Genomic DNA, 16341 nt, shown 5'->3' with positions numbered 1-16341 from the left:
CTCATCCGGCGTCGGAGGCCCCCGGGGCCAGAACCGCACACCCGACGTCGGATGGCCAACTGGGCCGGAAGCGTTCCACGAAGTCGGCGAAGTCGTCACACAGATACTGAGGATCGGACGGCTTCAACCGGATCTGCTTCCGGCTGTCGGCCCACCAGATCTCGAATTCGGTGACCGTGCCTTCGGTCGGCCAGCACTCGCTCCGGTGGGGCAACAGCACGACATCGACGAAGCCTCCGACGCTCAGGCCGATGTCCACAAAGATCCCGATCGCACCGGGACGGGGCACCCTCACGACAGTGCCTTCAACCACCTGCCCGAAGCGCAAGCCTTCCCGAATCCGACTCCACTGTGCGTCTGTCACCACGAACGCATCATCGCACCAAGGCCAGGACCACGAGCGGACGAAACCGGGCCGGCTCAGCCGCCGTCGGCGGCGGGCTGCGCCACCTCTGGGACCCGCTCGCGCCCCGCCCCCGGTCCTCGGGCCGTTTGCCGGGACGAGCCGGCCAGTTCGGCGGCCAGCAGCGCGAACCACACGCCCACCAGTGTCAGATGGGCCCGTTGCGGGATGCCGTGCCAGCCGGGCCGGCCGATCAGCGGGCCCACCGTGCACACGGCGGTCGGCAGCGCCGGCGCCAGCACCCATGTCCCCCAGCGGCGGATCAGCGGCATACGGGGCGCGTCGGTCGCGGCCGCCCGGCCGAGCAGGGCCATCGAGGCGAAGACGAAGAAGTGGGCGAGTGCGCTGGTGGCCGTGTGCCAGGGGTGTACGGCCTCGCATCCGGGTTCCACCGAGGGCGCGCAGCGCATGGGCAGGTAGACATCGGCCAGCGAGGACAACGCGAGGCCGAGCAAGGCCCACCAGCCGGACCGCGCCCACCAGTCCGCCCGCGACCGGATGCCCGTCCGCGACCGGATGCCGGACGCCGCGCCGCCCGCCAGCAGCGCTCCCCCGCCCACCAGCACGGCGCAGACGCTCTCGATCCCGCCGAAGAGCCATCGCAACGGCTGGTCGGCGGCGTACAACTCGCTGACGTAGGAGTGGCGCGGATCCAGGCCCGTCGGCAGCACGAACTCCAGGAGCCAGCCGTTGTAGAGCAACGCGGCCGCGGCCAACAGGAGCGCCGCGACGCGCCGGCGCCCCTGTGCGGCCCGGTCGTGTCCCTGCGTGCCCCGGTTCGTACGAACACCCCATCGCCTTGATCGCGCAGGGTGCATCCACCCCAAGATCCACATTGATGACCGGCCGCCTGCCGTCCACATCGGAGTCGGCACAACGTCATCGTCATCATTACGCGGTCGGCGGCGCGCCCCGCCGGGGCACGCCGAAGGCACGGAGAACGCCGTCGGGGCGGCACCCCCTGGGAGGAGGGTGCCGCCCCGACGAACGTGTGGACGTGTGATCCCGGAGGATCAGCGCTCTGATCCAGAGGATCAGAAGTCCATGTCACCGCCCGGCATACCGCCCGGAGCGGCCGCGGCGGCCTTCTCCGGCTTGTCGGCGATGACGGCCTCGGTGGTGAGGAAGAGCGCGGCGATGGAGGCGGCGTTCTGCAGCGCAGAGCGGGTCACCTTCGCCGGGTCGATGATGCCTTCGGCGATCATGTCGACGTACTCACCGGTCGCGGCGTTCAGGCCGTGGCCGACGGGCAGGTTGCGCACCTTCTCCACGACAACGCCGCCCTCAAGGCCGCCGTTGACGGAGATCTGCTTCAGCGGGGCCTCCAGGGCCAGCTTCACAGCGGCGGCACCGGTGGCCTCGTCACCCTCGAGCTCGAGCTTCTCGAAGACCGAGGAAGCCTGGAGCAGGGCGACGCCACCGCCGGCGACGATGCCCTCCTCGACGGCCGCCTTCGCGTTGCGAACGGCGTCCTCGATGCGGTGCTTGCGCTCCTTGAGCTCGACCTCGGTGGCGGCACCGGCCTTGATGACGGCCACGCCGCCGGCCAGCTTCGCCAGACGCTCCTGGAGCTTCTCGCGGTCGTAGTCCGAGTCGGAGTTCTCGATCTCGGCGCGGATCTGGTTGACGCGGCCCTGGACCTGGTCGCTGTCGCCGGCACCGTCGACGATGGTGGTCTCGTCCTTGGTGATGACGACCTTGCGGGCGCGGCCCAGCAGGTCGAGACCGGCGTTCTCCAGCTTGAGGCCGACCTCCTCGGAGATGACGGTGCCACCGGTGAGGATGGCGATGTCGCCGAGCATGGCCTTGCGGCGGTCACCGAAGCCCGGAGCCTTGACGGCGACGGACTTGAAGGTGCCACGGATCTTGTTGACGACCAGGGTCGACAGGGCCTCGCCCTCGACGTCCTCGGCGATGATCAGCAGCGGCTTGCCGGACTGCATGACCTTCTCCAGGAGCGGCAGCAGGTCCTTCACGTTGCCGATCTTGGAGTTGACGATGAGGATGTACGGGTCGTCGAGCGACGCCTCCATACGCTCCATGTCGGTGGCGAAGTACGCCGAGATGTAGCCCTTGTCGAAGCGCATACCCTCGGTGAGCTCCAGCTCCAGACCGAAGGTCTGGGACTCCTCGACGGTGATGACGCCTTCCTTGCCGACCTTGTCCATGGCCTCGGCGATGAGCTCGCCGATCTGGGTGTCGGCGGCGGAGATGGAGGCGGTCGAAGCGATCTGCTCCTTGGTCTCCACGTCCTTGGCCTGCTCCAGCAGGGCGGCGGAGACAGCCTCGACGGCGCGCTCGATGCCGCGCTTGAGAGCCATCGGGTTGGCGCCGGCGGCTACGTTGCGCAGGCCCTCGCGGACCAGAGCCTGGGCCAGGACGGTCGCGGTCGTCGTGCCGTCACCGGCGACGTCGTCCGTCTTCTTCGCGACCTCCTTGACCAGCTCGGCGCCGATCTTCTCGTACGGGTCCTCGAGCTCGATCTCCTTGGCGATGGAAACACCATCGTTGGTGATCGTGGGGGCGCCCCACTTCTTCTCGAGGACGACGTTGCGGCCCTTGGGGCCGAGGGTGACCTTGACGGCGTCGGCGAGCTGGTTCATCCCGCGCTCGAGACCGCGCCGTGCCTCCTCGTCGAACGCGATGATCTTGGCCATGTGAAGTGGTCCTCCCGGACAGGGGTGGCGTTCTTCGTGGACCGCGCCGGTGCCCGCGACGGACGGCCTGCAACCCTTGTGGTTCCTTGCCCCACTCGGCCTGCGGACCTCACTGACCCGATCCAAGTTCTGTCACTCTCACTGGGAGAGTGCTAACGCAATGATTAGCACTCGACCCCCGAGAGTGCAAGCGGCTCCACAAGGAGCCCCCTTTAGGGGTGGCGGTCGGGCGACGGGAGGGCGCAAGCGGCTTGGGCCGGCACCCCCCGCGCGGAGGACGGCGGAAGACAGCAGAAGGCCCGTATCCCCTCTGGGATACGGGCCTTCACCACGCAGCAGTCGGTCGGCGCCTCAGCCGGCCACCCGGACCATGTCCGCCTGCGGCCCCTTCTGGCCCTGCGAGATCTCGAACTCGACCCGCTGGCCCTCCTCAAGGGTGCGGTAGCCGTCCATCTGAATCGCGCTGTAGTGGACGAAAACATCCGCACCACCGTCGACCGCGATGAAGCCGTACCCCTTCTCCGCGTTGAACCACTTGACGGTGCCCTGAGCCATGCCTAACTCCCCTATTACTGGCCCTTGCGCAGGACCGCACTCCGCGGACCCGGGTCAGACCTCACCCCGCGAAAGGCCCGTGGGGTGTGCGCCGGAACGCGTCGACCGCCGCTGAATGTATCTGCACAGATGCCCAGCGCAACAGGTCAATCGGACGAGAATTCTGGCGTCGGAGAATCGGCAATATCCGCTGAAGTCCCGGTTCTCCGGGGCAAGTCGGGCCAGGCATAGCGCACCTAAGCGACAAATGCCGCCCACACTTTGGACACAACTCTCCCCGTTCTCATATGCGTTCGGCACGCGCGCGGAGATATGCGGAGGGGGATCGCCCCAATGGTATCCCCTTTCACTAAACGGAATTGCCCCGTCCGATTTCAATGGACGGGGCAATTCCGGTCAAGAAGGTGAAGAGATGGCGCAAATTAGCACCCGCCGGCGACCGCCGGAATGATCGAGATACCCGCGCCGTTCGGAGTCGGCGTCTCCAGGCCCTGCTCGAAGCGCACATCATCGTCATTGACGTACACATTCACGAAACGGCGCAGCTTGCCGGCGTCGTCCAGTACACGGGCCGCGATGCCCTGGTGGTTCTTCTCCAGGTCGGCGATCACCTCGGAGAGGGTCGCGCCCTCGGCGGTGACCTCGGCCTCGCCGCCGGTGTACGTGCGGAGGATGGTGGGGATGCGGACCTTGACGCTCATGGTTCTGCCTTCCGGGGACAGGGGTTACGGAGTACGGGTTCGGGGCTGCGGCGCGGCCTCGTGCGCGGACCGGCCGGCGGCCTCAGCCGGCCAGGCCGGCCGCGCGGAACGCGTCCAGGTCCGGACGGATGGTGGCCGTGGGCCCGGAGGTCGGGGCGACGGCGTCAAGCGTCTTGAGGCCGTCACCGGTGTTGAGGATGACGGTGGTCAGGGTGGGGTCGAGCAGACCGTCCTCGATGAGCTTCTTGGTCACGCCGACGGTCACTCCGCCCGCGGTCTCCGCGAAGATGCCCTCGGTCCTGGCCAGCAGCTTGATCGCGTCCACGACCTGCTCGTCGTTGACATCCTCCACCGCACCGCCCGTACGGCGCGCGATGTCGAGCACATACGGCCCGTCGGCCGGGTTGCCGATGGCCAGCGACTTGGCGATGGTGTTCGGCTTCTGCGGGCGGACGACGTCGTGCCCGGCCTTGAAGGCCGTGGACACCGGCGAGCAGCCCTCCGCCTGGGCGCCGAAGATCTTGTAGGGCTTGTCCTCGACCAGGCCGAGGGCGATCAGCTCCTTGAGCCCCTTGTCGATCTTCGTCAGCTGCGAGCCGGACGCGATCGGGATGACGATCTGGTCCGGGAGCTGCCAGCCGAGCTGCTCGCAGATCTCGTACGCGAGGGTCTTGGAACCCTCGCCGTAGTACGGACGCAGATTGACGTTGACGAAGCCCCAGCCCTCACCGAGCGGGTCGCCGATGAGCTCCGAGCAGAAGCGGTTGACGTCGTCGTAGTTGCCCTCGATGCCCACCAGGTCGCCGCCGTAGACCGCGGCCATGACGACCTTTCCGGCCTCCAGGTCGTGCGGGATGAAGACGCAGGACTTGAAACCGGCGCGGCGGGCCGCGGCGCCGACCGCACCGGCGAGGTTGCCGGTGGAGGAGCAGGAGAGGGTGGTGAAGCCGAAGGCGCGGGCGGCCTCGACGGCGATCGCGACGACGCGGTCCTTGAAGGAGTGCGTCGGGTTGCCGGAGTCGTCCTTGACGTACAGACCGCCGGTGACGCCCAGCTCACGGGCGAGGTTGTCGGCCTTGACGAGCTTGGTGAAGCCCGGGTTCAGATTGGGCTTGTCGGCCACGTCGGTGGGGACGGGCAGCAGCGGGGCGTAGCGCCAGATGTTGTTCGGGCCGGCCTCGATCTGCTTCCGCAGGCTCTCGGGATCGCCGCTCGGCAGGTCGTAGGCGACTTCGAGCGGCCCGAAACATTCCTGGCACGCGAAGATCGGACCGAGGTCGAAGCGCGTTCCGCACTCGCGGCAGGAGAGCGCGACGGCAGGACCCAGAGCGACGGCGGGAGTGGTTTCGGTGACTTGCACAGCCATGGAGGCGAGGCCCTTTCTCCTCATCTTCCTCGCGGCGCATCTCGCCACGAGACGGATTTGGCACCTTCCCTAGCCGGGAGCCTCGCGCACGCGGGACGTTTTGCGTCCTGGCGGCAAGACCGGCTGGAGGGTTGCCGGGGCTTCAACGGGCCGTATCCCTCTGCCCCTCTGGATGAGCGGTATGGCACTGGGACGAAACCCAGGCGTTTGTGCGGCGGCGACCCCGACATGCGACGGTCATCCGCGTTGTTCAAGACTGTAACCGAAGGCACTGACAGTTGAGATAGTCGTCCGAACCGCGAGATGGATCACACGGGCCGCTGATACGGCGGCCACCGAGGAGTCGTAGACGTGCTGGAAGAGGTGGAGCGCTGGCTCAGCAGCCGCTCCTGGTCCGCCGCGGACCGTCCCCTGGGGCAGCTGGTGGAGGCCAAGCGCCAGACGGGCCGTACGGTCAGCGTCGTACTGCCCGCGCTCGACGAGGAAGCCACCGTCGGGGCGATCGTCACGGTCATCCGCGAGGAGCTGATGACCGACGCGGTCCCGCTCGTCGACGAGCTGGTGGTGCTGGACTCCGGCTCCACGGACCGCACCGCCGAGGTCGCGGCGGCGGCCGGCGCCCGGGTCGTCCACCGCGACAGCGTGCTGCCGCGGCTGCCCGCGGTGCCCGGCAAGGGCGAGGTGCTGTGGCGCTCACTGCTGGCCACCAGCGGCGACATCATCTGCTTCATCGACGCCGACCTGCGCGAATTCTCGTCCACCTTCGTCTCGGGGATCATCGGGCCGCTGCTGACGGATCCGGACATCCAATTCGTCAAGGCGATGTACGACCGTCCCCTGGAGACCGGCGGTGCCGGCTCCGGCGCCGGGCAGGGCGGCCGGGTCACCGAGCTGGTCGCCCGCCCGCTCCTCAATCTGCACTGGCCGCAGCTGGCCGGCTTCGTCCAGCCCCTGGGCGGCGAGTACGCGGCCCGCCGCTCCCTCCTGGAGCGGCTGCCGTTCCCGGTCGGCTACGGCGTGGAGCTCGGGCTGCTGGTCGACGCGCTGCACACTGTTGGTCTGGACGCACTCGCCCAGGTGGACGTCGGCGTGCGCAAGCACCGCCACCAGGGCGGCCAGGCGCTGGGCCGGATGGCCGCCGCGATCTACCGGACCGCCCAACTACGGTTGGCCCGCGGCCACTTGGTGCGGCCCCGGCTCACCCAGTTCGACCGCGGCGAGCAGGGCTTCGTGCCGCGCACGACGGACGTGGACACCGAGGAGCGGCCCCCGATGGCCGAAATTCCGGAGTACGCGGCGCGACGCGCGGCCTGACCGGCGCTCCGTACGTTTGCGCGGATCGGTGGCGGGTTAATGTCGCGACATGGTCTCCGAGCGCAGTGCGGTCCAGACAGGTGCCGAGGTTCTTGTCGCCTCCAATCGCGGTCCGGTCTCTTACGCCCTGGGGGAGGACGGCGCGCTGACCGCCAAGCGCGGCGGTGGCGGGCTGGTCTCCGGGCTGTCGGCCATCGGGCCCGACACGGACGCGGTGTGGGTGTGTGCCGCGCTCGGTGACGGCGACCGGGAGGCCGTACGGCAGACGGGTGGTGCGCTGCATCCCGGCGACACCGGCGGACAGCGCGTCCGGATGCTGGACATTCCGGCCGAGGTGTATGCCGCCGCCTACAACGGCATCGCGAACTCCGTGCTGTGGTTCGTCCACCACATGCTGTACCAGACGCCGCTGGAGCCGGCCTTCGGCGCGGAATTCCGGACGCAGTGGTCGTCGTACGAGGCCTACAACCGCGCCTTCGCCCAGGCGCTCACCGACGAGGCCGCCGAGGGCGCCGCGGTGCTGGTGCAGGACTACCACCTGGCCCTGGTGCCGGGCATGCTGCGGGAGCTGCGGCCCGACGTACGAATCTCCCATTTCTCGCACACTCCGTGGGCGCCGCCGGAGTACTTCCGGATACTGCCGGACGACATCGCCGAGCAGCTGCTGCGGGGGATGCTGGGCGCCGACCAACTCGGGTTCCTCACGCACCGCTGGGCGGACGCCTTCGCCGGATGCTGCGCCGCGGTGGTCGGCGGCACGGGGAACACCCGGATCGCCGTCCACGGGCTCGGCGCGGACGCCGAGTTCCTGCGGGAGCGGTCGCGGCGGGCGGATGTCGACGAGCGCCAGGCCACCCTGCGCGAGCAGATCGGTACGGATCCCGACGGCGCGCCCCGCAGGACCATCGTCCGGGTGGACCGCACCGAGCTGTCGAAGAACATCGTCCGGGGGCTGCTGGCCTACCGTCAGCTCCTGGTGGACCACCCGTCATGGCGCGAGCGCGTGGTGCATGTGGCCTTCGCCTATCCGTCGCGCCAGGACCTGGCCGTGTACCGGGAGTACACGGCGGAGGTCGGGCGGGTGGCCGAGGAGATCAACTCCGAGTACGGCACGCCGAGTTGGCGGCCGGTCGAGCTGCATGTGAAGGACGACTTCGCGCGGTCGCTGGCCGCGTACCGCCTGGCGGACGTGGCGCTGGTCAATCCGATCCGGGACGGGATGAATCTGGTCGCGAAGGAGATCCCGGTGGTCTCCGAGCAGGGCTGTGTGCTGGTGCTCTCCCGGGAGGCCGGCGCCCATGAGGAGTTGGGCACGGACGCCCTCACGGTCAATCCGTACGACGTCACGGGCACCGCGCGGGCGCTGCACGAGGCGCTGTCGATGGACGCCGGCGAGCGCGACGCACGCACGCAGCGGCTGGCGGCGGCGGCCACGGCGCTGCCGCCGGCGCAGTGGTTCCTGGAGCAGTTGCGGGCGTTGAAGGAGTGAGAGGGCAGTCCCGTCGGCGGGCACCGACCCAGGCGTCGGCCTAAGGGCTGTCCCGTAATCCCTGGCGGGCGCACGACGACAGCTACGGCACTCCCCCAGCTAACGCTGGGAGGTGCCCCCACGCCGCGTTGTCGGAACATCCGGATACACCCAGTATCCGGACGTCCCTCCGCCTTGCGATGCAGCTCGGCATCCGTACAGCGAATGAAGAGCCGAGACGGAGTGAGCGGTGGGGGCCCCTCCTGCGCCCTTAAGGCGTGGGGGAGAACGCAGTGCATCTGACGCCGTGCGCTGATCCACCAGGGATTACGGGACAGCCCTTAGCTGCCGGCCCGGGTTTCGGCGAGGCGGTCGGCCAGGGTGCCGAGCAGTCCCACGACGCCGGTCGGGCCGTCGACCACCAGGTCGGCGCGTTCGGCGAGTTCGGTGACCTCGTCGCTGCCGCTGCACACCAGGACGCCGGTGAGGCCGTCCGAGCGGAGCTTTTCGACGGCGGCGAAGGCGGCCAGGTCGCCGAGGTCGTCGCCGGCGTAGAGGACGGTGGCGGCGCCGGTCTCGCGGACCCATTCGGCGAGGGCGACGCCCTTGTCCATGCCCGGGGGGCGCAGTTCCAGGACGAAGCGGCCCGGTTCGACGATCAGGCCGTGGCGTTCGGCGAGCGCGGTGAGCGGGCGGCGCAGCCGGTCGAAGGTGCCCTGGGGGTCGGCGGCGCGGCGGGTGTGTACCGCGATGGCGTGGCCGCCCTTGCGCTCGATGGCGGTCTCGACCCAGGTGCCGTGCCAGACGCCGGAGGCGTCCAGGACGCCGGGGAGTTCGGCCTGTATGGCGGCGATGCCGGGGTGCGGGGCGGGGGCGTGGACGGTGCCGGTGGCGGCTTCCCAGCGCTCGGCGCCGTAGTGGCCGAGGACGGTGAGGTGGGCCAGGCCGGGGTTGTCCGCGAAGCCGCCGAGGCGGACCGCGACGGTGGCCGGGCGGCCGGTGATCACCGCGGCGGCGCGCAGCCGCGGGACGAGACGGGCGAGTGCGGCGACGGCGCCTTCATGGGCGCGGGCCTTTTCCGGGTCGGGGACGATATCGGCGAGGGTGCCGTCGAAGTCGAGGGCGACGACGGTGCGTTCCGGGTGCGCCAGCAGCGCGGCGAGGCCTTCGCGGCCGGCGGCGGTACGCGGTGTCGGCACGGATTCGGGTGTCGGCTGGGACTGCGGCGCGGCGTTCGGGGGGCTGCCCATGGCGCCGACCTTACCGGCGCCGGGCGGGCGTTGGGGGTAGCCGGGAGAGGGTGTACGGGCGCATCGGGGCGGCGGTCGGGCGCCGCCGTCACCGGCGGGCGCGGCGGGCGTCCCGTATCCGGCGCAGGCGGTTGACGGTGACGGGGTCGTGGGCGAGCGCGCGGGGGTCGTCCAGCAGGGCGTTGAGGAGTTGGTAGTAGCGGGTCGGGGAGATGCCGAGCTGCTCGCGGATGGCGCGCTCCTTGGGGCCGGGGCCCGGCCAGGAGCGACGCTCGACGGCGAGGACGGCCTCGTCGCGGGCGGAGAGGCCGGCGGCGGGCTCGCGGGTCCCGGGCTCGTCGGCCGAACCGGTGGCCGGAGCGCCCGGACCGGCGGCCGGAGCACCTGTACCGGCCGGAGCACCCGAACCGGCCGGAGCACCCGGAGCACCCGGACCGGCAGAAGCGCCCGCACCGGCCGAGGGGTCCCTGCCCTCCGCCCCGCCCGTGTCCTGCGTACCGCCCGCCATCACGCTTCCACGATAAGCGCACGGTCGGACAATGCCCGGCACGTCGCCCCGGCCGCCGTACGCCCGCGCACCTGCCCGTACACCCTCCCCCGGCTCTCGCCGGGAGGTACCGCCGGCATCCGTCCGCACACCGTCATTGGGCGGCGTTGTCGGCCGTGTCCGCCATGTTCTGGAGGTCGGTGAGCACACCGGCCGGATTGCCCTTCGGGCCGACCGCGGCGCCCATCCTGGCCTTGATGTTCTTGGAGACCATGGGCCAGGAGGTCTTGTTCGCGGGGTAGAACTCGGCGGTGGCGAGCTGCTTGAGGAAGCCGTGCAGCTTGCTGTACTTGTCGTCGGCGAGCATCGCCTGGGAGGCGGAGGCGGTGACCGGCAGCAGGCCGTATTCGCCGGAGAACTCCTCGACGTTCTTCGCGCTGTAGACGAAGTCCAGGAACTTGCCGACCTGGGTACGGTGGCCGCCCTGCTTGAAGGCCATCATCCAGTCGGCGACACCCATGGTGGCCTTGGCCTTGCCGTTGATGCCGGGCAGCTCGACGGTGCCGTAGTCGATGCCCTTGTCCTCGGCCTGCTTCATCAGGGTGGGGTGGCCGTTGAGCATGCCGACCTTGCCCTCGGCGAAGCCCTGGAAGGCGTCCTCGCGGTTGAGCTTGGCGGGGTCGGTGCCGGTCAGGCCCTTGCCGACGAGGTCGTCCTTCAGCCAGTTGAAGGTCTTGACGTTCTCCCGGGAGTCGATCCGGTACTTGCCGATGCTGTCGATGTAGCCGCCGCCACCACTGAGCAGCCACATCAGCGTCTCGGCCTGGGTCTCCTCCGGGCCGAGCGGCAGCGCGAACGGCATCTTCACGCCGTGCGCCTTCAGCAGCTGGGCGTCGCGGGCGATGTCGTTCCAGCTCTGCGGCGGGGCGGTGATGCCGGCCTGGGTGAACAGCTTCTTGTTGTAGAAGAGCCGCCGGGTGCTGGCGCCGAAGGGCATGCCGTACTGCACCCGGTTGTACTCGCCGGCCTCCGCGAGGGAGGTGGTGAAATCGGCCTGGGTGGGGATGGAGAGCAGCTCGTCGGCGCTGTAGAGCTTGCCCTTGGCGGCGTAGTCGGCGTACGCGCCTATCTGTGCGAGGTCCGGGGCGTGGCCGTCCTCGACCAGGTTCTCGACCTTCTTGTCGACGTCCGTCCAGCTGTAGACCTCGACATCGATCTTGATGTCGGGGTTCTTCTTCTCGAAGGCGCGGGCGAGCTGGTCCCAGTAGTGCTGGGAACCGTTGGACCTGCTGTCGCCGTAATCCGCCGCGATCAGCTTGAGGGTGACCTCGCCGTCGCTGCCCGAGCCGCTGCCGCAGCCGGTAAGAGTCAGTGTCATGGAGGTGGCGATTGTCGCCGCCGCCAGGCTCAAGTACCGCCGCTGCACCGCTTTTGCCGCCTTTTGTGCCGAAATTACGTGTTCTTGCCGGGGCATGCCCCGCCGTCTCGGGGATCGCCCTCGATCGGCATGAACAGCGAGTCTCTCCCGCGTTCTTTACAAGGTCTACACCACCCCCCCTCTTCCCCCGGAATCGACCTTCCCGCAGGTCCCCGGCACGATCCGCACGGTGAGTGGACTAGACCTTTCAGGGCGGATCGCGCGAAACTGTTCCCGTGAGACACGTCATCGCCCTTGATGTGGGCGGCACCGGGATGAAAGCCGCCCTCGTAGGGGTGGATGCCGCGCCGACCGGAAGGACGCCCCCCGTTCTGCTGTACGAGGCGCGGCGCCCCACCGGCCGCGAGCGCGGCCCCGACGCGGTCGTCGAGGCCATCCTCGACTTCGCCGACGAGCTCCGCGACCTCGGCACGGCACGCTACGGCGCCCCCGCCCTGGCCGCCGGCGTCGCCGTCCCCGGCATCGTCGACGAGCGGTCGGGCACCGCCGTCTACGCCGCGAACCTCGGCTGGCGGGACGTACCGATGCGGGCGCTGCTGTCCGAACGGCTCGGCGGGGTGCCGGTCGCCCTCGGCCACGACGTACGCACCGGCGGCCTGGCCGAGGGCCGGATCGGCGCCGGCCAGGACGCCGACCGCTTTCTGTTCGTGCCGCTGGGCACCGGCATCGCGGGCGCCATCGGCATCGGCGGCCGGATCGAGGCCGGTGCGCACGGCAGCGCCGGCGAGATCGGCCACATCGTCGTACGGCCCGGCGGGCGGGCATGCGGCTGCGGGCAGCGCGGCTGTCTGGAGACGCTGGCCTCGGCCGCCGCGGTCGGCCGTGACTGGGCGGCGGCCTGCGGCGATCCGCAGGCCAGCGCGGCGGACGCGGCCAAGGCCGTGGAGTCCGGCGACGCACGCGCCCACACCGTGTGGCACAACGCGGTGGACGCGCTCGCCGACGGTCTGGTCACCGGGCTCACCCTGCTCGACCCGAAGACGCTGATCATCGGCGGCGGGCTCGCCGAGGCGGGCGACACGCTGTTCACACCTCTGCGGGAAGCGGTCCGCCGACGCGTTACGTTCCAGCGGCTCCCCTCGATCGTTCCGGCGGCCCTGGGGGACGCCGCCGGGTGCCTGGGCGCAGGACTGCTCGCCTGGGATCTTCTCTCCACGGAGGTAACCGCCTGATGGCACAACAACAGTCCGCGCAACGGCCCTCGGACCCCCGACGCACCGTCCTGGCCGGCGCCCGGATCGCCCGGCCGTCCGGCGTTGTCGAGACCGGCCGGTTGACCGTCGAGGGCAGCCGGATCGCCGCCATCCGCAGCCGCGACGCCGACCTCGAAGAGAGCGGCAGCGAAAGCGTCGTGGATCTCTCGGGCCATCTCATCGTGCCCGGCTTCGTCGATATGCACGTCCACGGCGGAGGTGGCGGCTCCTTCTCGTCCGCCGACCCCGACGAGTGCATGACCGTCGTCGACACCCACCGCAGGCACGGCACCACCTCGATGCTCGCCTCCACCGTCACCGGCGAGCTGGCCGACCTCGCCCGGCAGGCCGCGGTGCTCGCCGAACTCGTCCAGCAGGGCGAGCTGGCCGGGATCCACTTCGAGGGCCCGTTCATCTCCCCGGACCGCTGCGGCGCCCACCAGCCGGGGCTGCTGCGCGAGCCGGACCCGTCCGACGTCCGCAAGCTCATCGACGCCGCGCACGGCACCGCGGCGATGATGACCCTCGCCCCCGAACTGCCCGGCGGCCTGGAGTCCGTACGGCTGCTCGCCGACGCCGGCGTGATCGCCGCCGTCGGCCACACCGACTCCTCCTACGACGCCACCCTCCAGGCCATCGACGCGGGCGCCACCGTCGCCACCCACCTCTTCAACGCGATGCCCGCACTGGGCCACCGCGCCCCCGGGCCGGTCGCCGCCCTCCTGGAGGACGAGCGGATCACCGTCGAGCTGATCAACGACGGCACCCATCTACACCCCTCGATCCTGCAGTTGGCGGTCCGCGAGGCGGGCGCCGAACGGGTCGCCTTCATCACCGACGCCATGGGCGCGGCCGGCATGAACGACGGGATGTACCCGCTCGGCCCGATGCGGGTCGAGGTCAAGGACGGCGTCGCACGGATCAGCGACGGCCCGACGGCCGGCTCCATCGCCGGCTCCACGCTCACCCTGGACCGCGCCTTCCGACGTGCCGTCACCGTCGACGGCCTGACGATCGACCAGACCGTACGCGCCCTCTCGGCCAACCCGGCCCGCCTCCTGGGCATCGACGACCGGGTCGGCTCCCTGCAGACCGGCAAGGACGCCGACCTGGTGGTGCTGGATCCGGCATACGACCTGGTGGGCGTCATGCGCCGGGGCGAGTGGCTGGTACGCCCCCCGGGTGCGTAACGCTCCGCGACCACAGCGGAACAACTACGCAGCCTGCCGCCCCTCCAGGTAGCCGTGCGTCACACGGTGGTTGGCCCGGGTCTGGGCCAACCACCACCGGCGATGGCATGATCGCTCGCGCACTTGTCCGTATGCCGCCGCGCGCGGTTGCCACACCGACGGCCGCCCGGCCATGACTTGCCCGGAGGGGCGACCATGATCCTTACGGTCACGCTGAACGCCGCCCTGGACATCACCTATCGCGTTCCCCGGCTCCGTCCGCACAGCACGAACCGGATCACCGAGGTGTCCGAACGCCCCGGCGGCAAGGGCCTGAACGTCGCCCGCGTGCTGGCCGCGCTCGGCCACCGTACGGTCGCCACCGGCTTCGCGGGCGGCGGCACCGGCGACGCACTGCGCGCCCTGCTCGCCGAGACCGACGTCACCGACGCCCTGGTCCCGGTCGGCGGCGCCTCCCGCCGCACCGTCGCCGTCGTCGACGAGACCACCGGCGACACCACCCAGCTCAACGAACCGGGCCCCACCGTCTCCCCCGCCGAATGGGACACCTTCCTCGGCACCTACCGCGAACTGCTGGGCGAGGCACGGGCGGTGGCGTTGTGCGGCAGCCTCCCGCCGGGCGTCCCGGTCGATGTCTACGCCCGGCTGACCCGCGCCGCGCGCACCGCCGGTGTCCCGGTCCTCCTCGACACCAGCGGCGAGCCGCTGCGCCGCGGACTGGCCGCCCGCCCCGACCTCGCCAAGCCCAACGCCGATGAACTCGCCGCCCTCACCGGCAGCACCGAACCGCTGCGCGCCGCCCGCGACGCCCGCCGCCGCGGCGCCCATGCCGTGGCCGCCTCGCTGGGCCCGGACGGCATACTCGCGGTCACCGCCGACGGCACCTGGCAGGCCGCCCCGCCGTGGCACATCGCCGGCAACCCGACCGGCGCCGGCGACTCGGCGGTCGCCGGTCTGCTCTCGGGCCTGGTCGAGGAACTCCCCTGGCCGGACCGGCTGACCCGCGCGGTGGCCCTCTCCGCCGCGACCGTACGGGCCCCGGCCGCGGGCGAGTTCGACGTGGCGACGTACCAAGAGCTGCTGTCACGTGTGGTGGTGACGGATCATCCGGCGGCGGCGTGACGCGGGACGGCGGCCGGGCCATCCGGGCGCGGACGCCCCGGCCGCGGCGTCATCATCCCCGGACAGCAATGCTCTTGACCGGCCGCGGGGCCTTGGCCGAGTAGTGACCATCGGTCAGGTCGAAGTGCTCGCCGTAGCACCCTGAATCGCTGTAGAAGGTCGACTTCGGGGAGGGGACGTGCCCACCCGAGCCCCGAAGTGGCAGTCGCTGCCTACTGCTTGGTGCCACCCTGCTGCAGCCACACCTGATCCAGGTTGGCGTTGCACTGGTTGCCCTGCCCGCAGGAGATCTCGATGGTGTTGGTGCCCTGGTTCAGGGTGACGGGTGCCCAGGTGGTCTGCCAGCCCTTCTTCCAGTCCCCCTTCGGCGAGTGGATGAAGTTCTTCAGGCCGAGCGGCTGGTTGTTGGGCTTGCTGTTGACCACCAGCGTCGCATTGGCGTCCTCGCCCGGGATGCCGTAGCGCACGTACAACCGGTAATCGCCCGCTTGCGGGGCATCCACCGTCCACTGCACCTTCGCCCCGACCTGATTGAAGCCGGCGACGTACGAACCGCTCGCCGAGTGGGCGCCCTCGATGTCCTTGGCGGTCGTCGCCCCGCCGTCCAGACGCAGGCTGCCCGCGTCCTCCTTGGGCAGCTCGCCGGGCTTGGGCTTACCGGTCGGCTTGTCGGTGGGCTTGACCGTGTCACCGGCCGTCGGCCCCGGCTTGCCCGCGTCGGTGTCCTTGGCATCGTTGCCGTTGGTGAGCATCGCGACACCGATGCCTATGCAGACCACCGCGACCACCGCGACGGCGCCGACCAGCAGGCCGTTGCGACGGCGGGGCTCCTGGCCGCCGTGGCCCGGGGCCGTGACGGGCCGGGTGCGGTCGCCGCCGGGCAGCGTCTCGGGGGCGGCGTAGTGGGCGTTCTGCTGGCCGTAGGTGATCTGCTGCGGGGCCTGCTGGCCGTACTGGCGCTGGCCGACCGCGCGCACCTGGTTGTAGGACGTACGCGGAACCCCCGGCTGCCGCGCCGCCGCACCGTCGCCCGCCGAGCCCGGTGCGCCGCCTTCGCCGCCTTCCGAGCGGTAGAGATAGGCGAACGGGTCGTCGTTCTCCGGCGTGTCCGCGCCGTTGTTGCCGGCCGTCATTCCGTGTCACTCCCAAGCGATCTGTGCGCGTCATGTACGCGTCCGTACGCGTCCGCAGACATCT

At 70.6% G+C, this 16341-nt stretch carries 15 protein-coding genes and 1 riboswitch; of the genes, 5 read left to right on the top strand and 10 right to left on the bottom strand.

All coding sequences use genetic code 11. The annotated features are described in order from the left end of the window. Position 1: 1 nt before the first annotated feature. From KI385_RS26980 to thrC, 6 genes are all read right to left on the bottom strand, one after another. A complete protein-coding gene (locus KI385_RS26980) occupies positions 2 to 367 on the bottom strand; it encodes a hypothetical protein (RefSeq protein ID WP_238574768.1) in 366 nt (121 codons plus the stop codon). Between the two features lie 53 nt (positions 368 to 420). Next, a complete protein-coding gene (locus KI385_RS26975; protein WP_238574767.1) occupies positions 421 to 1119 on the bottom strand; it encodes a DUF998 domain-containing protein in 699 nt (232 codons plus the stop codon). Between the two features lie 318 nt (positions 1120 to 1437). Further along, entirely contained in the window at positions 1438 to 3060 is a 1623-nt protein-coding gene (gene groL / locus KI385_RS26970; protein ID WP_238574766.1) for a chaperonin GroEL, read from the bottom strand. Between the two features lie 351 nt (positions 3061 to 3411). Further along, on the bottom strand, positions 3412 to 3615 hold the full coding sequence (locus KI385_RS26965) for a cold-shock protein (RefSeq protein WP_003986833.1): 204 nt from the start codon (positions 3613 to 3615) through the stop codon (positions 3412 to 3414). Positions 3616 to 4037: 422 nt separating this feature from the next. Further along, positions 4038 to 4316 (bottom strand): MoaD/ThiS family protein, encoded by a 279-nt coding sequence (locus KI385_RS26960; protein ID WP_238574765.1) that lies wholly within the window; start codon positions 4314 to 4316, stop codon positions 4038 to 4040. An 82-nt stretch (positions 4317 to 4398) separates the two neighbouring features. Further along, on the bottom strand, positions 4399 to 5682 hold the full coding sequence (thrC, locus tag KI385_RS26955) for a threonine synthase (RefSeq protein ID WP_238574764.1): 1284 nt from the start codon (positions 5680 to 5682) through the stop codon (positions 4399 to 4401). A 17-nt stretch (positions 5683 to 5699) separates the two neighbouring features. Continuing rightward, positions 5700 to 5861, bottom strand: a riboswitch (SAM riboswitch). A gap of 172 nt (positions 5862 to 6033) precedes the next feature. Between thrC and KI385_RS26950 the strand changes: the two genes are divergently transcribed. Then, the gene (locus KI385_RS26950; protein ID WP_238574763.1) at positions 6034 to 6996 is read left to right on the top strand and encodes a glucosyl-3-phosphoglycerate synthase; all 963 of its coding nucleotides are present in this window, start codon (positions 6034 to 6036) and stop codon (positions 6994 to 6996) included. 49 nt (positions 6997 to 7045) lie between these two features. Then, the gene (locus KI385_RS26945) at positions 7046 to 8485 is read left to right on the top strand and encodes an alpha,alpha-trehalose-phosphate synthase (UDP-forming) (RefSeq protein ID WP_238574762.1); all 1440 of its coding nucleotides are present in this window, start codon (positions 7046 to 7048) and stop codon (positions 8483 to 8485) included. Positions 8486 to 8805: 320 nt separating this feature from the next. On the opposite strand, the gene otsB is transcribed toward KI385_RS26945, so the two are convergent. The 3 genes from otsB to KI385_RS26930 all read right to left on the bottom strand — a co-directional run bounded on the left by otsB (position 8806) and on the right by KI385_RS26930 (position 11627). Continuing rightward, the gene (gene otsB / locus KI385_RS26940) at positions 8806 to 9714 is read right to left on the bottom strand and encodes a trehalose-phosphatase (RefSeq protein WP_238574761.1); all 909 of its coding nucleotides are present in this window, start codon (positions 9712 to 9714) and stop codon (positions 8806 to 8808) included. A gap of 88 nt (positions 9715 to 9802) precedes the next feature. Further along, complete coding sequence (locus KI385_RS26935; protein WP_238574760.1) at positions 9803 to 10222, bottom strand: DUF3263 domain-containing protein; 420 nt, start codon at positions 10220 to 10222, stop codon at positions 9803 to 9805. Between the two features lie 133 nt (positions 10223 to 10355). Next, entirely contained in the window at positions 10356 to 11627 is a 1272-nt protein-coding gene (locus KI385_RS26930) for an extracellular solute-binding protein (protein ID WP_483439808.1), read from the bottom strand. A 227-nt stretch (positions 11628 to 11854) separates the two neighbouring features. On the opposite strand from KI385_RS26930, the gene KI385_RS26925 reads away from it, so the two are divergent. From KI385_RS26925 to KI385_RS26915, 3 genes are all read left to right on the top strand, one after another. Then, a complete protein-coding gene (locus KI385_RS26925; RefSeq protein WP_238574758.1) occupies positions 11855 to 12811 on the top strand; it encodes an ROK family protein in 957 nt (318 codons plus the stop codon). Further along, positions 12811 to 14022 carry an N-acetylglucosamine-6-phosphate deacetylase gene (gene nagA / locus KI385_RS26920; protein WP_238574757.1) on the top strand — a complete coding sequence of 404 codons (1212 nt, stop codon included), beginning with the start codon at positions 12811 to 12813 and terminating at the stop codon, positions 14020 to 14022. Before KI385_RS26925 ends, nagA begins: the two co-directional genes overlap by 1 nt. A gap of 195 nt (positions 14023 to 14217) precedes the next feature. Beyond that, on the top strand, positions 14218 to 15144 hold the full coding sequence (locus KI385_RS26915) for a 1-phosphofructokinase family hexose kinase (protein WP_238574756.1): 927 nt from the start codon (positions 14218 to 14220) through the stop codon (positions 15142 to 15144). A gap of 212 nt (positions 15145 to 15356) precedes the next feature. On the opposite strand, the gene KI385_RS26910 is transcribed toward KI385_RS26915, so the two are convergent. Then, on the bottom strand, positions 15357 to 16277 hold the full coding sequence (locus tag KI385_RS26910; protein WP_238574755.1) for a CBM35 domain-containing protein: 921 nt from the start codon (positions 16275 to 16277) through the stop codon (positions 15357 to 15359). Between the last annotated feature and the right edge of the window lie 64 nt (positions 16278 to 16341).

This window comes from Streptomyces inhibens, from assembly GCF_022221585.1.
Lineage (GTDB): Bacteria > Actinomycetota > Actinomycetes > Streptomycetales > Streptomycetaceae > Streptomyces > Streptomyces inhibens.
This window is presented reverse-complemented; position numbering and strand designations above follow the sequence as displayed.

Bases quoted from the DNA above. Each gene is read 5' to 3' on its own strand.
- KI385_RS26935 (WP_238574760.1), bottom strand. From the start codon at position 10,222: ATGGCGGGCGGTACGCAGGACACGGGCGGGGCGGAGGGCAGGGACCCC.
- thrC (WP_238574764.1), bottom strand. From the start codon at position 5,682: ATGGCTGTGCAAGTCACCGAAACCACTCCCGCCGTCGCTCTGGGTCCT.
- KI385_RS26915 (WP_238574756.1), top strand. From the start codon at position 14,218: ATGATCCTTACGGTCACGCTGAACGCCGCCCTGGACATCACCTATCGC.
- nagA (WP_238574757.1), top strand. From the start codon at position 12,811: ATGGCACAACAACAGTCCGCGCAACGGCCCTCGGACCCCCGACGCACC.
- otsB (WP_238574761.1), bottom strand. From the start codon at position 9,714: ATGGGCAGCCCCCCGAACGCCGCGCCGCAGTCCCAGCCGACACCCGAA.
- groL (WP_238574766.1), bottom strand. From the start codon at position 3,060: ATGGCCAAGATCATCGCGTTCGACGAGGAGGCACGGCGCGGTCTCGAG.
- KI385_RS26965 (WP_003986833.1), bottom strand. From the start codon at position 3,615: ATGGCTCAGGGCACCGTCAAGTGGTTCAACGCGGAGAAGGGGTACGGC.
- KI385_RS26910 (WP_238574755.1), bottom strand. From the start codon at position 16,277: ATGACGGCCGGCAACAACGGCGCGGACACGCCGGAGAACGACGACCCG.
- KI385_RS26960 (WP_238574765.1), bottom strand. From the start codon at position 4,316: ATGAGCGTCAAGGTCCGCATCCCCACCATCCTCCGCACGTACACCGGC.
- KI385_RS26945 (WP_238574762.1), top strand. From the start codon at position 7,046: ATGGTCTCCGAGCGCAGTGCGGTCCAGACAGGTGCCGAGGTTCTTGTC.